Source organism: Micromonospora sp. NPDC093277, from assembly GCF_044765245.1.
GTDB lineage: Bacteria > Actinomycetota > Actinomycetes > Mycobacteriales > Micromonosporaceae > Micromonospora.
This window is the reverse complement of sequence record NZ_JBIWJO010000001.1, coordinates 368280-385389: the sequence shown is the minus strand read 5'-3', so window position 1 is coordinate 385389 and position 17110 is coordinate 368280. Positions and strand designations below refer to the sequence as shown.

The 17110-nt window shown below is 73.2% G+C and carries 15 protein-coding genes; 3 read left to right on the top strand and 12 right to left on the bottom strand.

Annotated elements, in window-relative coordinates:
- Positions 1–24: 24 nt before the first annotated feature.
- From ACIRG9_RS01730 to ACIRG9_RS01720, 3 genes are all read right to left on the bottom strand, one after another.
- The gene (locus tag ACIRG9_RS01730; RefSeq protein WP_402848624.1) at positions 25–1272 is read right to left on the bottom strand and encodes an RNA polymerase sigma factor; all 1248 of its coding nucleotides are present in this window, start codon (positions 1270–1272) and stop codon (positions 25–27) included.
- Positions 1273–1398: 126 nt separating this feature from the next.
- A complete protein-coding gene (locus tag ACIRG9_RS01725; RefSeq protein WP_402848621.1) occupies positions 1399–2481 on the bottom strand; it encodes a hypothetical protein in 1083 nt (360 codons plus the stop codon).
- Positions 2478–3077: a SigE family RNA polymerase sigma factor gene (locus ACIRG9_RS01720; RefSeq protein ID WP_402848618.1), complete on the bottom strand. Its 600-nt coding sequence runs from the start codon at positions 3075–3077 to the stop codon at positions 2478–2480. Before ACIRG9_RS01720 ends, ACIRG9_RS01725 begins: the two co-directional genes overlap by 4 nt.
- Positions 3078–3347: 270 nt before the next feature.
- Here ACIRG9_RS01720 and ACIRG9_RS01715 point away from each other — a divergent pair, with 270 nt between their 5' ends.
- Complete coding sequence (locus tag ACIRG9_RS01715; RefSeq protein ID WP_402848616.1) at positions 3348–3713, top strand: VOC family protein; 366 nt, start codon at positions 3348–3350, stop codon at positions 3711–3713.
- Positions 3714–3768: 55 nt separating this feature from the next.
- Here the strand turns inward: ACIRG9_RS01715 and ACIRG9_RS01710 are convergent, their stop codons facing one another.
- The 4 genes from ACIRG9_RS01710 to ACIRG9_RS01695 form a co-directional block, all read right to left on the bottom strand.
- On the bottom strand, positions 3769–4155 hold the full coding sequence (locus tag ACIRG9_RS01710) for a GntR family transcriptional regulator (protein ID WP_402848613.1): 387 nt from the start codon (positions 4153–4155) through the stop codon (positions 3769–3771).
- A complete protein-coding gene (locus ACIRG9_RS01705; RefSeq protein ID WP_402848610.1) occupies positions 4152–5018 on the bottom strand; it encodes a hypothetical protein in 867 nt (288 codons plus the stop codon). Before ACIRG9_RS01705 ends, ACIRG9_RS01710 begins: the two co-directional genes overlap by 4 nt.
- 87 nt (positions 5019–5105) lie before the next feature.
- On the bottom strand, positions 5106–6296 hold the full coding sequence (locus ACIRG9_RS01700) for a phosphotransferase family protein (protein ID WP_402848607.1): 1191 nt from the start codon (positions 6294–6296) through the stop codon (positions 5106–5108).
- Positions 6297–6402: 106 nt separating this feature from the next.
- Positions 6403–7437, bottom strand: coding sequence for an NlpC/P60 family protein (locus ACIRG9_RS01695; RefSeq protein ID WP_402848604.1), 1035 nt, complete (start codon positions 7435–7437; stop codon positions 6403–6405).
- 431 nt (positions 7438–7868) lie between these two features.
- Here ACIRG9_RS01695 and ACIRG9_RS01690 point away from each other — a divergent pair, with 431 nt between their 5' ends.
- On the top strand, positions 7869–8441 hold the full coding sequence (locus ACIRG9_RS01690) for a hypothetical protein (protein WP_402848601.1): 573 nt from the start codon (positions 7869–7871) through the stop codon (positions 8439–8441).
- A 4-nt stretch (positions 8442–8445) separates the two neighbouring features.
- Here ACIRG9_RS01690 and ACIRG9_RS01685 read toward each other — a convergent pair whose 3' ends face one another.
- Positions 8446–9609 (bottom strand): hypothetical protein, encoded by a 1164-nt coding sequence (locus ACIRG9_RS01685; RefSeq protein WP_402848598.1) that lies wholly within the window; start codon positions 9607–9609, stop codon positions 8446–8448.
- A 187-nt stretch (positions 9610–9796) separates the two neighbouring features.
- Between ACIRG9_RS01685 and ACIRG9_RS01680 the strand changes: the two genes are divergently transcribed.
- Positions 9797–11338 (top strand): gluconokinase, encoded by a 1542-nt coding sequence (locus ACIRG9_RS01680; RefSeq protein ID WP_402848595.1) that lies wholly within the window; start codon positions 9797–9799, stop codon positions 11336–11338.
- A 59-nt stretch (positions 11339–11397) separates the two neighbouring features.
- Here the strand turns inward: ACIRG9_RS01680 and ACIRG9_RS01675 are convergent, their stop codons facing one another.
- The 4 genes from ACIRG9_RS01675 to ACIRG9_RS01660 form a co-directional block, all read right to left on the bottom strand.
- Positions 11398–12156 carry a MerR family transcriptional regulator gene (locus tag ACIRG9_RS01675; protein WP_402848592.1) on the bottom strand — a complete coding sequence of 253 codons (759 nt, stop codon included), beginning with the start codon at positions 12154–12156 and terminating at the stop codon, positions 11398–11400.
- Positions 12157–12319: 163 nt separating this feature from the next.
- On the bottom strand, positions 12320–12958 hold the full coding sequence (locus tag ACIRG9_RS01670) for a hypothetical protein (RefSeq protein WP_402848589.1): 639 nt from the start codon (positions 12956–12958) through the stop codon (positions 12320–12322).
- Positions 12955–15366, bottom strand: a complete 2412-nt coding sequence (locus ACIRG9_RS01665) for a putative bifunctional diguanylate cyclase/phosphodiesterase (RefSeq protein ID WP_402848586.1) — start codon at positions 15364–15366, stop codon at positions 12955–12957. The genes ACIRG9_RS01670 and ACIRG9_RS01665 overlap by 4 nt, the downstream gene beginning before the upstream one ends.
- Positions 15367–15547: 181 nt before the next feature.
- Positions 15548–17080, bottom strand: coding sequence for a hypothetical protein (locus ACIRG9_RS01660; protein WP_402848584.1), 1533 nt, complete (start codon positions 17078–17080; stop codon positions 15548–15550).
- Positions 17081–17110 lie beyond the last annotated feature (30 nt).

The window sequence follows — 17110 nt, the reverse complement described above, 5'->3', positions numbered from 1 at the left end:
TCCGACATCCCGTTTCAAGATTTTTTACGAGCGGCAGGCGGCGGCCCGGTCGAGCAGCAGTGCCCGCTCGCGGGCGTTGCCGGTGAGCGACGCCGCCCGCTCGAACTCGGCCCGGGCCTCGTCCCGCCGGCCGAGCTTGGCGAGCAGGTCACCGAGCACGCTGGGCAGCAGATGGTAGGAGGCCAGCGCCGGATCGTCCGCCAGCGCGCGGGCCAGCTCCAGGCCCGCGGCCGGCCCGTCGGCGTAGGCGACGGCGACGGCCCGGTTCAGCTCCACCACGGGTGAGGGCACCAGCCGGGCCAGCTCCTCGTACCGGCCGGCGATCCGCGCCCAGTCGGTCTCCTCCGGGGTACGCGCCCGCGCGTGGCAGGCCGCGATCTCGGCCTGGAGGACGTACGGGCCGGGCTGGCCGGTGCGCGCCCTGTCGAGCGCGGCGAGGCCCCGGCGGATGAGCAGTTGGTCCCAGCGGCTGCGGTCCTGGTCGTTGAGGAGGATCGGGGTGCCGTCGGGGGCGGTACGCGCGTGGGTACGCGACGCCTGGATCTCCAGCAGCGCGGCCAGCCCGTGCACCTCGGGTTCGTCGGGCATGAGCCCCTGCAGCAGCCGGGCCAGCCGCAACGCCTCCTGGCACAGGGCGGGCCGCATCCAGTCGTCGCCGGCGGTGGCCGCGTACCCCTCGTTGAAGATCAGGTAGACGACCTCCAGCACCGAGTCGAGGCGTTCGGCGCGCTCGGCCCGCCCCGGCACCTCGAACGGGACGCGGGCGGCGGCGAGGGTCTGCTTGGCGCGGGTGATCCGCTGCCCGACGGTGGCCTCGGAGGAGAGGAAGGCGCGGGCGATCTCGCCGGTGGTCAGGCCACCGAGCAGCCGCAGGGTGAGCGCGGCCCGGGCGATCGGGGAGAGCACCGGGTGGCAGGCCACGAAGATCAGCCGCAGCAGGTCGTCCTCGATCGGCTCGTCGAGCCGGGCGTCGAAGTCGGGGGTGACCTGCTCGTCGAGGTCCCGGCCGAGTTGGGCGAGCGTACGCTCCTGGGTCTGCCTGCGGCGCACCGTGTCGACGGCCCGGCGCTTACCGACGGTCATCAGCCACGCGCCGGGGTTGGCCGGTACGCCGTCGCGCGGCCACTGCTCGAGGGCGGCGACCAGCGCGTCCTGGGCCAGTTCCTCGGCCAGACCGACATCGCGGACGATCGCGGCGATGCCGGCGACGACCCGCCCGGCCTCCATCCGCCACACCGCCTCGACGGTGCGCCGTACCTCGGACTCACCCATGGGGTCCATCACACCAGGTCGTCCGGCGTTGCCGGCACCCCCGGTCCGCGGTCGGCCGGGTGCGGATGGCCGCGAGGCCGGTGCCGGCGCCATCACGGCACCGGCACCGGCCTCCATCCCGGTCGGCTACTCGCAGGCGACGGAGACGCCGTTCGAGTTCACGGCGTCGGCACGCAGAGCCACGACCTGGGCGACGCGCCCGGCCAGGTCGACGACCCGCACCTCCGACCCCTTGCGATCGTCACCCCAGTGGCGAACGACGAGATGCTCGTCGTCGGCCCAGGCGATGAACTCGTTGACCCCCGGAAGCGGGACGGTCTGCTGGGCGGCGCCGGTGGCCGTCGCGATGATCTTGATCGGGTCGCCGGAGACCCCCCGGTTGTGCAGGGCGATCCGGCTCCCGTCAGGGGAGAACCCCTGCCCCGAATACAGTGGGGCGGTCGCCGGGAGGGTGCGTGTCAACTGCCCTGCGCGGTTGTAGAAGCGGATCCCGGTCACCTGGTCGGCCAGGGCCTCGTTGCCCCCGCTCTGCGACACCGTGAGCGCGACCTCGTTGCCGCCAGGCGCCCAGACGAAGTCCTGCGAGCCGATGTTGCCGCCGGCGTAGAAGTCGACCTTGACGAAGGTGGCCTTCAGGGTCTCCGCGTCGACGATCGCGAAGCCCCTGTCGCTCAGGCGCTCCCGTACGGTGAACAGGATCTCCTTGCCGTCGGGCGACCAGGCGCCCTCCTCCCTGGTGTATTTGTTGATCCACAGTACGGAGTCCGGGCTGGCCGGATCGAGAATTCCGCTGACCCGCGGGCTGGTCGGGGTGTCCTCGCCCCCGCGGACGAGCACCCGGGATCCGTCCGGCGACGGGACCGCGCTGAGGAACGGCAGGTTGACGTACTCGCCGGTCTTATCGTCGCGCAGCAGTGATCTCGCGGTCGGCGACTGCGGGTCGGCCGCGCTGTAGGCGGTCACGACAAGCGAACAGGAGGTCGGCAGGCCAGCGGCGAACGGGTCGCTCGGCCCACCACCCACCGCCCGCATCCCCAACGGCGCCGCGACGGCGACGAGCGCCACGAGCGCGCCGCCGGTCACCGCCACGCGCACCCGGCCCTGACGACGAACCCGGCGTACGACGGCGGGTGCGACACCGACCGGCGGAGGTGCGTCGCCGATCTCTTCTAACGCGTCGCGCAGTGCTCGGTCCAAGTCGGTGGTCAACGGTGGGCCTCCTTCACGGCAAGGCTTTCGAGGTCTGGGCAGAGGGTGCGCAGCCGGCTGAGCGCCCGCGCGATCTGACTGCGGACCGTGGTCGGTTTGCAGCCGAGCAACGCAGCGATCTCGGCGTCGGGAAGGTCCTCTAGGTAACGCAGCACGAGCACCGCACGGTGCTTCGGCGCGAGCCGGCGCAGCGCGTCCTGCAGGGCCAGGTGCAGATCGAGCTGAGCGGTGGGGTCCGGCGCCGCCCGGCTGTCCGGGACTCGATCCGTGCTCAGTTCGCGGCCGTGCCCCGGCCGCCGCCACCAGCTCACCTGCTGGCGGTACATGGCCCTGCGCAGGTACGCCTCCGGCGACCCGTGAATGTGCTTCCAGCGCCGAAGGGCCTTTGCCAGGACCGTCTGGAGCAGGTCTTCCGCCTGGTGCCGATCCCCGGTCAGGGTCAGTGCTGTGCGGAACAGCACGTGTGACCGCGCCTCGACGAAGGAGACGAAGTCACGCTCGGTCTCAGCGTCCACCTGACCTCCGCCCGGCATCACGCATTCCGCTGCGTCGAAGGCGCCCGCCCGCCGGCTCACGCCCGTGCTCGCGTTGCTCACTCATGCCGATAAAGACGCCGGCCGCACCGCCGTTGCTGCTCGGCGACCAAAAATTCCGGCCCGCCCCCTGCCTGCCGGTTCCAACATCGTCCCCGGCCGGCTGCGCCTGGCTCCTTGCCGCCCGGCGACTCGCCACACCGCGGGCCGCCAGCGGCCTGCCGCCGCGAGCAGAAAGCGGAGCACAGCCGGATTTCGCCAGGAGACAGCGGAGAAGTGTCGCAGGTCGCGCCTAGCCTGGTCCGGCCACGACCAACCGCAGGGAGGAACGACGTGCTCGACCACTTCTCCGTTCAGGTGCGCGACCTGCCGGCCAGCGCCGCCTTCTACGACAAGGTGCTCGCCCCGCTGGGCGGCCGCCGGATCATGGAACCCGGCCCGATCGGGTACGGCGTCGACCGCCCCGACTTCTGGCTGGTGCCCGCGGCGGGCGGCACCGAGTCACTGGAGGCGCACATTGCCTTCACCGCCCCCGACCGGGCCGCGGTGCAGGCGTTCCACGACGCCGCGGTCGCGGCCGGCGCGGAGGTGCTGCACGCGCCCCGGGTCTGGCCGGAATACCACCCGACCTACTTCGGCGCGTTCGTCCGGGACCCGGACGGCAACAACGTCGAGGCCGTCTGCCACCGCCCCGAGTAGTCGAGCGGACGGTCACCGCAGCGGTTTATGGGCGCCGTGCGGTACCTGACTGGTGTTACGCGTCGGCGGGCCAGGCGCGGCGTACGGCGTCGAAGGCGGCGTCCCGGTCGGCGCCGAGCAGCCGCGCCTGCCGCAGGTAGTCGGCCGCGTGCCGGTCGAGCGCCTGGCGGCGGTCGTCGGCGGGTGGCGCGGGCGCCTGGTCCGCGACGCGGGTGCCACCGCCGCGTCGGGACCGGACCAGCCCGGAGGTTTCCAGCTCCCGGTAGGCGCGGGCGACGGTGCCGACGGCCAGGCCGAGGTCCCCGGCGAGTTGCCGCAGCGGTGGCAGCCGGTCGCCGGGCTGGAGCGCCCCGGCGTGGATCAGGTCGAGCAGTTGCCGGCGCAGCTGCTCGTACGGGGGCGTGGGGTCCTGCGTGTCGACCCGCAGGGTCGGGGCGCTCACACCGGCACCGCGGCGGGCCGGTCGGCGCGGGGGCCGGGGCGGAGGACGGCGACGGTGCTCCAGGCCAGCAGGACGGTCCAGGCCGGGACGAGCAGGAACAGCCCCCAGGCGGCGACCGTCCACCACACCGGCCGGCACGGGCTGCCCAGCAGCTCGGCCGCGGTGACCAGGGAGACCCCGATGAGCGGGATGGTGACCAGCAGGCCGCAGGCGCCGGTGACGGTGGTGGCGGAGCGGCGCCGCTCGGCGTCGTCGCGCACCAGGTCACCGGCGGGTGCCTGCGGGCGGGGACGTCCGACGAGCCGGTGCATCGCCAGCGCGGCGATCAGCCCTCCGATGCCGACCACCAGGGCGAGGGGGAGGCTGTAGAAGGAGCCGGCCCACGGGCCGCGGGTGCCGGTGAATCCGCCGCAGTGGTAGGCCAGGGCGCGGCCGGCGCGGCCGAGGTTGTCGGCGGAGCCGCCGGCGGTGGTCGCGATCAGCAGGACGGCCAGCGCTGCGGCGGCGGCGAGCACGGCACGGAACGGCCGGCGGGGCAGGTAGTGACGGACCTGCCGGGTTTCCAGGGCCGCCTGGCGGGTGGTGCCGGCGGAGCGCGTGACGACGCGGCTCTCCCCCGCCACCACAGCGGCCAGCACGCAGAGCCCGAACAGGGGGGCGGCCAGCAGGAGGCCGCGGCCCAGGGGGTCGGCGCGGGCGGCGACGATGGCGACCACCGCTCCGAAGGCCACGCCCGCCCACCGCCATCGCCAGGTGGTGAGCCGGGCACGTTCGGTCACGGGCTCACCCAGCCCGGACGGGCCGACCCGCGCGACGCCGATCAGCGGCACCAGCAGGAGCAGCACGATCCAGATGCCAACCACGAAGGCACCCTCCTTGTATCAAAGGTTTGACACAAGTGAGCATGGCCAAGAAACCTGGGTTGTGTCAAGGAGTTGATACAAGCGGGGTCAGCCGGGCAGGCTCACCCGCTTCGCTTCGGCGGCGGCCTGGTCGAGACAGGCGGGCACGTCGCCCGCGTGGTACGGGTGTTCGCTCGGTTCGATGCTGGCGAGGAACATCGCGTACCCGGCGGCCAGCCGCAGCGGCGCGACCGGGCGGAGCAGCTCGACGGCGCGCTCCGGGTCGCTACCGGGCACGTCGGCCCGCCACCGGGCGGCCCACGCGTCGAGCAGCGGCGCGGCGGCGGCCGGGTCGAGGGATTCGGTGAGCCGGAGAATGTCGAAGGCGGAATGCCCGACGAACGCGTCGCCCCAGTCGATGACCACCCGACGCCGGCCGTCGCCGCGCACGTTGCCCGGGTGCAGGTCGCCGTGGACGAGGGTGTCGGGCAGGCCGCAGTCGCGCACCCGGTCGAGCCGGTCGTCGAGGCCGGCGAGCAGCTCGGCCACCGCCGAGGTGTCGTGCGGGGCGAGCCGGTCGCGGATCGACCGGGCGAGCGCCGGCCCGCGCATGTCGGGTACGCCGGCGGCGACCAGCGCGGCGACGTCGCCGACGGCCCGCAGCTGGACGGTGTGGTGGTCGGCGGCGATGGCGGCCCGTTCGGTGTGGTCGGCGGCGTAGCGGTCCTCGCCGGGTACGTGGTCGAGCAGGATCCGGCCGGTGTCGTCGGCGGCGAGCAGGACCGGCCCGGTGCCGGGCGCGGCGGCGGCGAGCCAGCGCAGCACGGCGGCCTCGTGCCGGAAGAACGCGGGCACCTGTTTGAGCCAGGCGCTGCCCTGCCGGCCGTCGAGCTGCCAGATCGCCGACAGGTTCCAGGTGCGGTGCTGGGCGACGCCGGTCACCGGCCGGCCGAGGCGGCGCAGTTCGTCGGTGGCCCAGGTGAGGCTGCGGGCCGGTCCGCCGGGCTGCGCCCAGGGGGCACGCGACGGATGCGGCGGCAGGTCCACCGACACCGGTTCGAGGGGTACGGCCGGGGACGTGGTGACCTGGCCCAGGTAGGTCAGGTGGCCGCCGGGCGGCTCGGGCCGGTCAGCGGAGAGCAGCCGCAACACGGCCACGTCGACGCCGAACCGGTGGCGGGCCTCGTCGACGATCGCGCCGACCTGCTGCCACCAGGGCTCGGGCACCTCGTACGGGGGCAGGGCGCCGAGCGGCGCGCCGGCGTCATCTACGAGGACGAGAGTCACGGTGCGGGACACGGCGCGACGGTAGTGCCGACTCCCGCCGCTCGGCGAACGGTTATCCGCCGGCCCGGCCCGGTGGCGGCAGCTCGGGAACGGCCGGGCCGGGTGGCGGCCGGGGCCGTCAGCCGGGGCGGCGGGCGCCGGCGTAGGCCATGTTCGACAGCTGGGCCATCCGCACCACGTCACCGGTGTGCGGGGCGTGGACGACCAGCCCGTTGCCGACGTAGATGCCAACGTGATGCAGGTCGGAGTAGAAGAAGACGAGGTCGCCGGTACGGAGGTTGGCCTTGCTCACCGACGCTCCCTCGGTCCACTGGGCACCCGTGTAGTGGGTGAGGCTCACTCCCGCCGCCTTCCACGCGTACTGGGTCAGCCCGGAGCAGTCGAAGGAGCCGGGGCCGGCGGCAGCCCACACGTACGGCTTGCCGATCTGCAGGCAGGCGCTCTTCGCCGCGACGCCGCCAGGGCCGCTGATCGGGACGGCCGGGCACTGGCCGCCGATGAACAGTGAGCTGGTCGACTTGATCGGTGAGGTGCTGGATGTGGTCGCGGCGGTGCGTGCGTCGGCCGCGGCCTTCGCGGCGGCGGCCTTGGCCGCGGCGGCCTTGGCGGCGGCGTCCGCCTCGGCTGCGGCGACCTGCTTCTGCAGCGTTCCCAGCCGGTTGATCTCCGCGTCGATCGTCTTCTTCTTGGCGGCGAGGTCGGCCTGCTGGCGCTCCTGCCGCACGATCAGCGCGTCGATCGCCTGCTTTTCGGTGTCGTACGTCGCCTGTTGATTCGACAGGGAGGCGATCTGTCGCTGTTCCGAATGTGCCAGCCGGTCCAACATCGCCAGGTTGTCCGCTAACGCTGTCGGCGATTCGCTGGACAGCAGAGCGTTGAGTCTGGAGACGGAGTTTCCTTTGTAGTAATGGGTGGCGATCTCCTGGACGCGGCCTCTGGTGAGGTCCACCGTCCTACCGAGTGGCTCGATCTTCCCGGTCAGTTCGGCGGATTTCTGCTTGTTCGCCGCAAGGTCGGAGCGGACCTTGTTGTATTGCTCGATCACCGGTTCGAGTTTCTGCCAGGCCGCGTCGATCTGCTGCTGCACCTCGGCGGCCGTCGGGGCGGCGTGCGCGTTGGCCGCCGGCAGGATGGCGATGACGGCCGCGGTCACGGCGGCGAGGATCCGGATGTGTGCACGTGATCGGGTCGACCGTACGGGCGGAGGCACCACCTGGTTGGACTCCTTCCACTCGACGCCGCCCGAGGATTCGGCGGTTTCGTCCCGGGCCTCGGGAGGGGTGAAGACCGACAACCGGGACGGACGCCGACCAACCCTAGGGAAGGCGACCTGAGCAGATCAAGGCACCGGTAACGCCTAATTCGCCCCGCTGTCAGCCGGGCACATTCTGTTCGGAATGACGCTGATTCTCTAATTTTCGCGAAAGGTTAGGTCACAGCGAGTGCCGCCTTCGGTCACCTGACCTGCCACCATCTGCGTTCGCCGGGACAGCCGTCCCCGAGCCGGATCGGGGGCCGGCGGTCCGGGACGGTTGGGGGATGGACCCGGATGTCCGACACCCGTGCCGCTGCCAGGCTGAGGCGATGACCGTCAACGATGCCCGCACGGCCGGGCGTACCGCGTACCTCTGGCTGCGGCCAACGGCCGTGACCGCGTCGCTGCTGCTGCTCGGCTACGGCGTGCTGCGCCTGATCGGCGGCCTGGACGGGCCTCGCGACAAGACGGCGTGGCCCTGGATGGTCGGACACACCCTGTTCCTGTTCGGCATGGTCGCGTTCGGGGCGGTGATCGTCGGCCTGCACGGCCGGTTGCGTGCCGCCCTGCCTCGGCTGGGGGCGGTCGACGACGTGGCGGCGGTGGCCGGCCTGGTCGGCGCGACCGCCTTCGTCTGGGTGATCCTCGGTGACCTGTTCCCGCGCTTCGCCGACGCGGTGACCACGCCGGACCTGGTGCTGATCGGCGGGCCGGCGCTGTTCGAGCTGGGCCTGCTCACGCTGCTGGTCCGCGCGGCCGTCGCACGGCTGTTGCCGGCGTGGGCACCGGTGCTGGTGCTGGTCGGCCTCGGGTCGTTCGCGGTGAATCTGGACCTGCTGCCCGTCGGCGCCGCCCTGGTCCTCGCCGGCCTGGTCCCGCTCGGCCGGCACGACGACGACTGATCCGTCAGGTCCAGATGGTGCGGCGGAAGCCCCGGTGGCCGGCGCACGCGTCGCGCTCCCCGCCGGTCAGGCTGACCGTCCCGTCCCGGCACTGCACCAGCCAGCCCTTACCCGACCAGAATCCCTGGACACAGTCGAACCAGTCGCAGACTCCCCGCGCCGGCCGGCGGATCCGCTGGCCACCGCAGAAGTCGTACCCGTAGGGGTTGGCCGGGGCGCCGCAGCGCCGGTCGACGACCGGCCGCGCCGTCCGCGACGGTCCGACCGTGGGAGTGGCGCGGGCGTGGCGCGGTTTCTGCGACGGGGTGTCGACGACTCCCACCACGGGGTTGAGCGGCGAGGGCGTGGCCGTGGCCGTGGCCGCCGGGGTGGCGGCGGCGGCCCGCTCGGAGCCGGGCCGCACCGGCGGGTCGGACTCGAAGAGGAGCGCCGGCACGATCAGCGCGATGGCCGCGGCGACCGCGACGGTGCGCCGCCCGCCCGGCACCCGCCCGGAGAACCGGGCCTGGGCCGGGGTGAGGACGGCCGGCCGGACCGGCCGCTCCGCGGTGTGTTCCTCGATCAGCTCGTCGAGTTGGGCGACGACCGCCGCCCGCTGCTCGATCGCGTCCGCGAAGGCCAGGGTCAGCTTGAACCGGAAGTCGGCGACCGCGCCGGTGGGCAGCAGCAGACCGGAGGTACGCCGCCGGTCCAGGACCTGGATCAGCGTGACCGGCGCCGCCGGGTCGTGGGACAGCCCGGTCATCCTCCCGTACGCCCAGTCGCGCCGGCCCCGCCCGCCCAGCAGCACCAGCCGCCGGTTGGTGAGCACGGCCAGCCCGGCGTCGACGATCCGGACCCCCTCGGGGCGGCGCGGACGCGGCATCGGCGGTTCGACCTCGACGGTCAGCTCGGGGGCCGGCAGCACGGCGGTGTGCCGTACCTCGACCAGTTGCGCGGCCGGCAGCGTCCACAGGACCACCTCGCCGGGGCCGAGTTCCATCGGCAGGCCCGCGGCGGCCTCGGCCGAGCCGTGGAAGGACCCGGCGAGGGTACGCAGCCGGCGCAGTTCCTCGTCGCGTCGCCGCCACGCCTCGTCGGCCGCACGGAAGGCGCGATGCCGCCGGTCGTTCTGCCGGTGCGCCCACCGGTACCGCCATGTGGAACCCGTCGAATCAGTCATCGCCACGCCGACTCCTCTGCCTCGCAGAGCCCACTGGGTGTCATGTGGGTCAACTGTGGGAGGGGGTCAGCAAGACACGCGAAAGTAACTAATCTGACCGATCGGGTGATTGACCGACGCGTTAGGCCGAACCCGGCGGTAGCAGCGACGCCGGGCACATAGCGTGGTCCGACGGCTCCGAGGAGGTGCAACGGTGGGCGATCCGGCCGTCGTGGTGGGTGTGGACATGGGCACCACCAGCACCAAGGCCTTCGCGTTCGACACCGGCGGACGGCAGCTCGCCACCCACTCGGTCGGCTACCCCCTCGACGAACCGCACCCCGGATACGCCGAACAGGACCCTCGACTGATCTTCGACGCGGTGGTGGCGTCGGTCCGCGTGGTGGTCGACGAACTGGCCGCACCGGTCGCCGGGCTGTCGTTCAGCAGCGCCCTGCACAGCCTGATCGGGCTCGACGCCGCTGGCGAGCCGCTCACCCCCTCGCTCACCTGGGCCGACTCCCGGGCCAGCACCCAGGCCGAACGGCTGCGCGCCCAACCGTCGGGGCTGGCCCTGCACCTGCGTACCGGCACCCCCGTGCACCCGATGGCGCCGCTGCCGAAACTCGTCTGGTTCGCCGAGCAGCAGCCGACGCTGCACGAACGGGTCGCCCACTGGGTGGGCATCAAGGACTACGTGCTGCTGCGGCTGACCGGGGCCCTGGTCACCGACCACTCGGTCGCCTCCGCCACCGGTCTGCTGGACATCCACCGGCTGGCCTGGGACGCCGAGGCCCTCGACATCGCCGGGATCACCGCGGAACACCTACCGCGGCTCGTGCCCACCACCCACGTCCTGCCCGGGCTGACCGCCGACGCGGCCCGGGCCACCGGCCTGCCCGCCGGCACCCCGATCGTGGTCGGCGCCGGCGACGGACCGCTGGCCAACCTCGGCCTCGGCGCGGTGCACCCCGGCGAGGTGGCCTGCTCCATCGGCACCAGCGGGGCGATGCGGGTGGTGGTGGAACGACCCGGTGTGGACCCGCTCGGCGGCGTCTTCTGCTACGCCCTCACCGAGAACCGCTGGGTCGTCGGCGGGGCGATCAACAACGGCGGCATCGTCCTGGAGTGGGCCGGCGGGGCACTCGCCCCCGAACTCGGTAAGCACGCCGAGGAGCAGCTGCTCGACCTGGCCGCCCGCGCGCCCGTCGGCTCGGGTGGGCTGATCATGCTGCCGTACCTGCTCAGCGAGCGGGCGCCGCACTGGAGCGCGGTGCCCCGCGGCGCGTACGTCGGGCTCAGCCACGGCCACCGGCGCGAGCACCTGGTCCGGGCCGCGCTGGAGGGCGTCTGCCAGCAACTCGCCCTGGTCCTCGCCTCAGTCCGGGCCGCCGGCAACGAGGTAAGCGACGTGCGCGCCAGCGGCGGCTTCGCCCGCGGCCGGCTGTGGCGACAGATCCTCGCCGACGTGCTCGGCATGCCGGTCCAGTTCCCCGCCGGCCACCAGGGATCCGGCTTCGGCGCCGCCCTGCTCGGCATGCAGGCCCTCGGCCTGATCGAGTCGATCGAGGTCGCCGCCGACCTGGTCAGGATCGACGAGACGGTACGCCCCGATCCCGCCTCCGCCGCCACCTACGCCGCCCTGCTGCCGCTCTTCTCCGAGCTGTACGAGGCGCTCGTGCCGACGTTCGCGTCGCTGCGACGGCTGGCGCCGAGCCTGCCCCCGGAACCGCCACCCACCGCCCCCATGACGTGATCGACCCGGCCGTGGGTGAACCACCTGTCCCGCACAGCCCTCGGGGGATCCCGACCGGCTCAGGCCCGGTTGATCGCGTTCGCGTGGATCGCCTCGTTCAGGTACGCGGCCATCCCGGGCCGGACCCGCTCGTAGTACGCCGTGAACCGCGGGTCGGCGACGTACATGTCCGCCAGCCCGGTGTGGATCTCGTACGAGCAGTCGTAGAACCACTGGCCGATCAACTGCCGGTGCTCCTCGGCCAGCGCCATCGCCTCCGGACTGTCCGCCGGAGCGCCCAAGGCCATCAGCTCGGCGAGCCGCCTACCCCAGTCCTCGTTCTCCGCCCGGTGCCGCAGCCAGTCCTCCTTGCCGTAGCGGCCGACCCGCTCGGCGGACTGCCGGTACGCCTCCGTGCCGCCCCACCGCCGTTCCGCCTCCTCAGCGTGCGCGTCCGGGTCGAAGTCCCCGAACACCTCGAACCGCTCCTCCGGCGTGAGCCCGATGTTCATCCGTCTCGCCTCCATCGCGAGTTCGATCGCCGCGACCATCTCCTGCAGCTTGCCGATCCGGCCGGTGAGCAGCTCATGCTGCCGGCGCAGGTGCGCCACCGGATCCGCCCGCGGGTCGTCCAGGATCGCGGCGATCTCCTCCAGCGGGAACCCCAGCTCACGGTAGGCGCGGATGAGCTGCAACCGCTCCAGGTCCGCGTCCGAGTACCGGCGGTAGCCGGCCGGGGTGCGGCCGCCGGGCGACAGCAACCCGATCTCGTCGTAGTGGTGCAGCGTCCGGACCGTCACCCGGGCCGCCCGCGCCACCTGACCCACCGTGTACGCCATGTTCCCTCCCTTCCGCGACCAAGGATCCCGCCTCCCGCGACGTGAGGGTCAACAACGATTCTGAAACCCGTCCGGGGACGGTGTTCCGCACACGTGATCGCCCCCGGTCTCCGCCTCGGGGGGGGCGGCGGAGACCGGGGGCGATTGGGCCCGGAGCGGGGGGTCAGGCGTTGATCGGCTCCCGGGCCTTCTCCGGCGCGGCGAACGCCTCGCTGGCCGGGGTGCGGAACGCGTGGATCAGACCGGCGATCGACAGCAGCAGGAGCAGCGCCGCACCGGCGTACATCGCCATCGCGCCCTGCTCGGCCTTGCGGCCGAACTCGCTGAAGCCGTACGACGTCAGCAGCATGCCGCGCAGCGACTCGCCCTTGAAGACGGTCTCCCGCAGGGCGCTGGCCTGGGCGAGCTGAGCCTTCAGCTCCTCGACGTTCGTGGCGTTGTTCTTCTCGGCCTCGGCGATCTGCGCCTTGAGCGCCGACTCCGGCTCACCGAGCTCGGCGTACGTCTTGCCACCCGACATCGTCTTCAGGTGCAGCCCGATGAACTCGTTGGCGTAGCACTCGGCCTGCTTGCCGGTGGTCATCGGCTTGCCGGCGTTCTCGACCAGGCAGTCCGACTTCTTCTCCTCGTCGGTCAACGTGTCGGCCGACTTGAAGGTGATGTGCTGCTCAGCGAGTTGGTCGTGCACGTAGTCGTTGGCGAAGTTCGCATTCGTCGTCAGGACGATGCCGACAACAAGCAGCAGGACCGCGAGGCCCAGCCCGCCGATGCTGAACAGCAGATCCAAGGTCCGACGCTTCATCTCTGCTCCCGATTGAAAGGGGTTCCGTTCTCGGTGACTATCCCATCGTCGCCTCCAGGAAGCACGCGGAGCAGGGCCGAACCCCCTGTCCCGTCCGGGACCTTCGACCCCCTGTCGACCGGGCCGGTCAGCGGGCCCACCGCGATCGGGGTCAGCGAGCTGAGCAGCTCGGACAGGCCCGCCGGGCGGCCGTACCGCCAGCCCTGACCGTGCAGGCAGCCGATCGCGGCGACCGCCGCGTGCTGCGTCCCGGTTTCCACCCCCTCGGCCACCACCACCAGGTCGAACGCGCCCGCCAGCCGGTTGACCATCTCCACCGTGGCGTACGCCCGCGGATCGCCGGCGTCCAGCCGCGACACGAAGGACCGGTCGATCTTCAGCTCGGTGGCCGGGATGCGGTGCAGGTAGCTCAGCGACGAGTAGCCGGTGCCGAAGTCGTCGATGGCGATCCGTACGCCCAGTTCACGTAGCTGGTGCAGCCGCTCCAGCACCGCCTCGCTGCCGTCGATCAGCGCCGACTCGGTCAGTTCGAGGGTGAGCGCGCGGGGCGCCAGACCGGCCGCCGCGGTCGCCCCGGTGACCGTGGCGATCAGGTCGGGGCGGCGCACGTGGGCGGCGGCGATGTTGACCGCGACGGTCACCTCCGGCGCGTACTCCCGCCAGGTCGCCGCGGCCCGGCACGCCTGGTGGATCACCCACCGGTCGATCGCCAGAATCAGCCCGGTCTCCTCGGCCAGCGGCAGGAACCTCGCCGGGGGAAGCACCCCGAGCCGGGGATGCCGCCAGCGCACCAGCGCCTCGGCGCTGCGTACCGCGCCGGTGGCCAGGTCCACGATCGGCTGGAACTCCATCAGCAGCTGGTCCTCGTCGACCGCGCGGCGCAGCTCGGCGATCAGCTCGGCCCGGCTCACCGCCGACTCGCGCAGCCCCGGCGTGCAGGTCCGGTACGCCGACTTGCCGGCCGCCTTCGCCGCGTACATGGCGATGTCGGCGTCGCGGAGCAGGTCGGTGTAGGAGGTGTGCTGCGGGCCGTACTCGGCGATGCCGATGCTCGCCGACGGGTGCACGCCGACGTCCTCCTCGCCGGGCAACGGTTCGAGGGCGGCGAGCAGCCGCTCGGCGAGCCGCTCCGGCGCCACCGGCCGGTCGCCGGTGACCAGCACCGCGAACTCGTCACCGCCGAGCCGGGCGATCATCCCGTCGCCGCCGACGGCGTCCTGCATCCGGTCCGCGATGCTGGCCAGCAGCCGGTCCCCGGCAGCGTGCCCGAAGCGGTCGTTGACCTGCTTGAAGCCGTCCAGGTCGAGCAGCAGCACGGCGGCCGCCCCGCCGTCGCGCAGCGCCCGCCGCAGCCGCCGGTTGAACGTCAGCCGGTTGGCCAGCCCGGTGAGCTGGTCGGAGTAGGCCAGCCGGCGCAGCCGGGCGACCAGTCGCAGGTTCTCGTTGGCGGCCAGACCCTGCCGCACCGCCAGCACCCCGAGCAGCGCCATCATGCCGACGAAGATCAGCTGCGGGGTCTGCCCGGTGGGCCGCCGGGCGAGCACCACGGCGACGATCGCCCCGCCCACCGGCAGGTACGGCAGGGCGACCCGCCACCACGGCGGCAGTGGCGACTCGGCGCTCTCCTCTCCGTCGTCCCACCCGGCCGGCGGCGGAGCCCCGGTGGCCGCGCCGACCAGCAGGTAGCTCAGCGGCCACCAGAGGTCGATCGGATGGCCGGGGGCGTAGTTGCCGTGCGCGACGAGCGAGACGTAGACCGCGTCGGCGGTGGCCCGGATGCCGAGGCTGATCCCGATCAGGCTCAGCGCCCGCCACATCGGACGCGCCGGCCCGGCCACCGCCACCAGGATGGTGAGCTGCATCAGGTCGAACATCGGGTAGAGCAGCCCGAGGGTGCGTTGCGGGTCGGCCAGGTCGGCCGTGGCGAGGTCGCGGTAGACCACCACCCAGCCGATGGGGATCAGCGCCAGCCCGACGATCACCCCGTCGAGCAGGGTCCGGGCCTGCCCGACCAGGCTGCGCGGGGCGGCCAGCGAGCAGAGCAACGCCGCCGTGCCGGTGACGATCCCGGCCGTGAACAGCGTGCCGACCAGCGCGTTGTGCGGCAGCTCGTGCCCGCCCAACCGCTCGGCCGTCCACACGATCCGGCCGACCGCGGCGAGCACCATGGTCACCGTCAGCAGCGCCCAGAACCGCCGCAGCGACAGCGGATGCCGCCGGGCGACCCGGGCGCAGGCCAGCGCCGCCCAGCTCGACACCGCCACCGCGCCGAGATCGCTGACCAGGGCCGCGCCCGGCAGGCCGGCGACCAGCCAGGACGCTTCTCCGAGTACGACGAGCGCGGCCGCGACGAGCCCGACGCGGCCGGAGAACGGGCGACGGGCCACCACCGTCACGGCGCGGCTCACGTCCTGCTGCGGTACAACGATCTGCTCCGGCTCTCTCCCAGACGCGCACCTCGACGATGAGGACCGGTTGCGGACGGCGAACGGCGCAAGCCTAACTACCGCCTGGTACCACCGCCAGAGCCGATCGTCGTCCGCCGCCGAACGCCGGGGCCGTCCGCGTCCACCATGGAGACCGGATCGGTCAGGACCACTCCTCGGCCGGGTCGCCGGTGCCGGCCGCAGCGCCGTCCGGGGCCACGGGCGCGTCGGACGCGGCAACCGGCGGACCACCGTGGGTCCACGGGGTCTCCTCGGCGGCGGGAAAGCTCCCGGCCGGCAGGTACGCGTCCGACAGGATGGTGAGGCAGAGCCGCTCGCCCACCTCCGGAACGCTGCCCGGCGGTGCGGTCAGTCCACGGCCCATCCCGCCGGAGAGTTCCAGCACCACCTCGGTCTTGCCGTCCGAGCCCGGGGTCAGGAAGACCACCTTCGCCTTCTGCCCCGGCCGGGCCGGGGAATACAGCGTCGCCCCGACCGGCACCGCCACCGGCTCGGTGGTGACCACCTGGATCCGTGGACGCAGCACCGGCCGCTTGCCGGTGTCGTCCACCCGCTTCGGGTCGGCCAGCGTCACGTCGCCGACGAACGCCTCCCCGGCCAACCGGTGCTCGGCCATCACGAGCGGGTCGTCGTAGGCACGCTGCACCGCGTACGAGGCGAGGGCCCGCTCCAGCCGGTGCAGCCGCAGCGCCGCCGCCACCGCACCGTCGCGCCGCGGCTGCGGCCCACCCCCGGCGTCGACGTGCTCGGCGTACCCGGTGAAGGCGTCCTTGTCGCCGTCCCACCGGCCGGCCACCCGGGCGCCGGGCGGCAGCGCGCGCAGCAACCCCACCCCGCGCCACATCAGCTCCCAGGTGGGCGCGAGCTGCCCACGCAGCAGCCGCGCCAACTCCGCGTACGCGCCCGCGCGGGCGACCGGGTCGTCCTCGGTCCCGGCGTACGCCTCAATTGCCGCGACCAGCCGGTGGTTGTCGAAGTCCGGGTCGGTGGCCGGCCCGGCGGGCGGGCAGAGCCGCGGATCCTCGGCCCGGGCGGCCGCCTCGGCGCCGGTCGAACCGGGTGGCGGGTCGATCCAGCCGAGCAGGGCCGGCAGGTGCAGGTCCTCCACCGTGCTCTGCCCGGTCGCCCAGTGCAGGGTCAGCGCCTCGGTCATCGCCAGCAGCGCCGCCGAGCCCGGCTGCTCGGCGCGCTCGGCGAAGAACGTCAGCCACCGCCCGAGCAGCGGCACCGACGGGTGCACCGGATATTCGCCGTCCGGGCGACGGAACCGGGTGGACCGACCCAACAGCCGCAGGAAGGTGACCCCGGCCGGGTTCGGCACCAGCAGTTGCGGCGCGTCGACGTACCGGTACCGCACGTCCCTGCCCCGGTCGATCGGCACCGCCTCGCTGACCCCACGGAAGGAGTCCAGGTGGGGCAGCACGATCGCAGCGAGCTCGGCGGCGAACGCGAACCGCTGGTCGCGGTTGCGCGGCTGCGGCACGAACAGCAGCCGCCCCTCGTCGGGTGCGGCGCCGACCATGGCGGCGAGCGGGGCGTTCGCCTCGCCGGCCATCGCCAGGGGCACCAGCACCAGCGGCCGGTCCGACAGGTGCAGGTGCCGGACGGTGGCCACCGGCTGGGCCACCCCGGCGGCCACCGCCCGCGCCTTGGCCAGGGCACGCAGCGTACTCACCGGGACCTCCGGGGCGGAACGGGCCGGCGC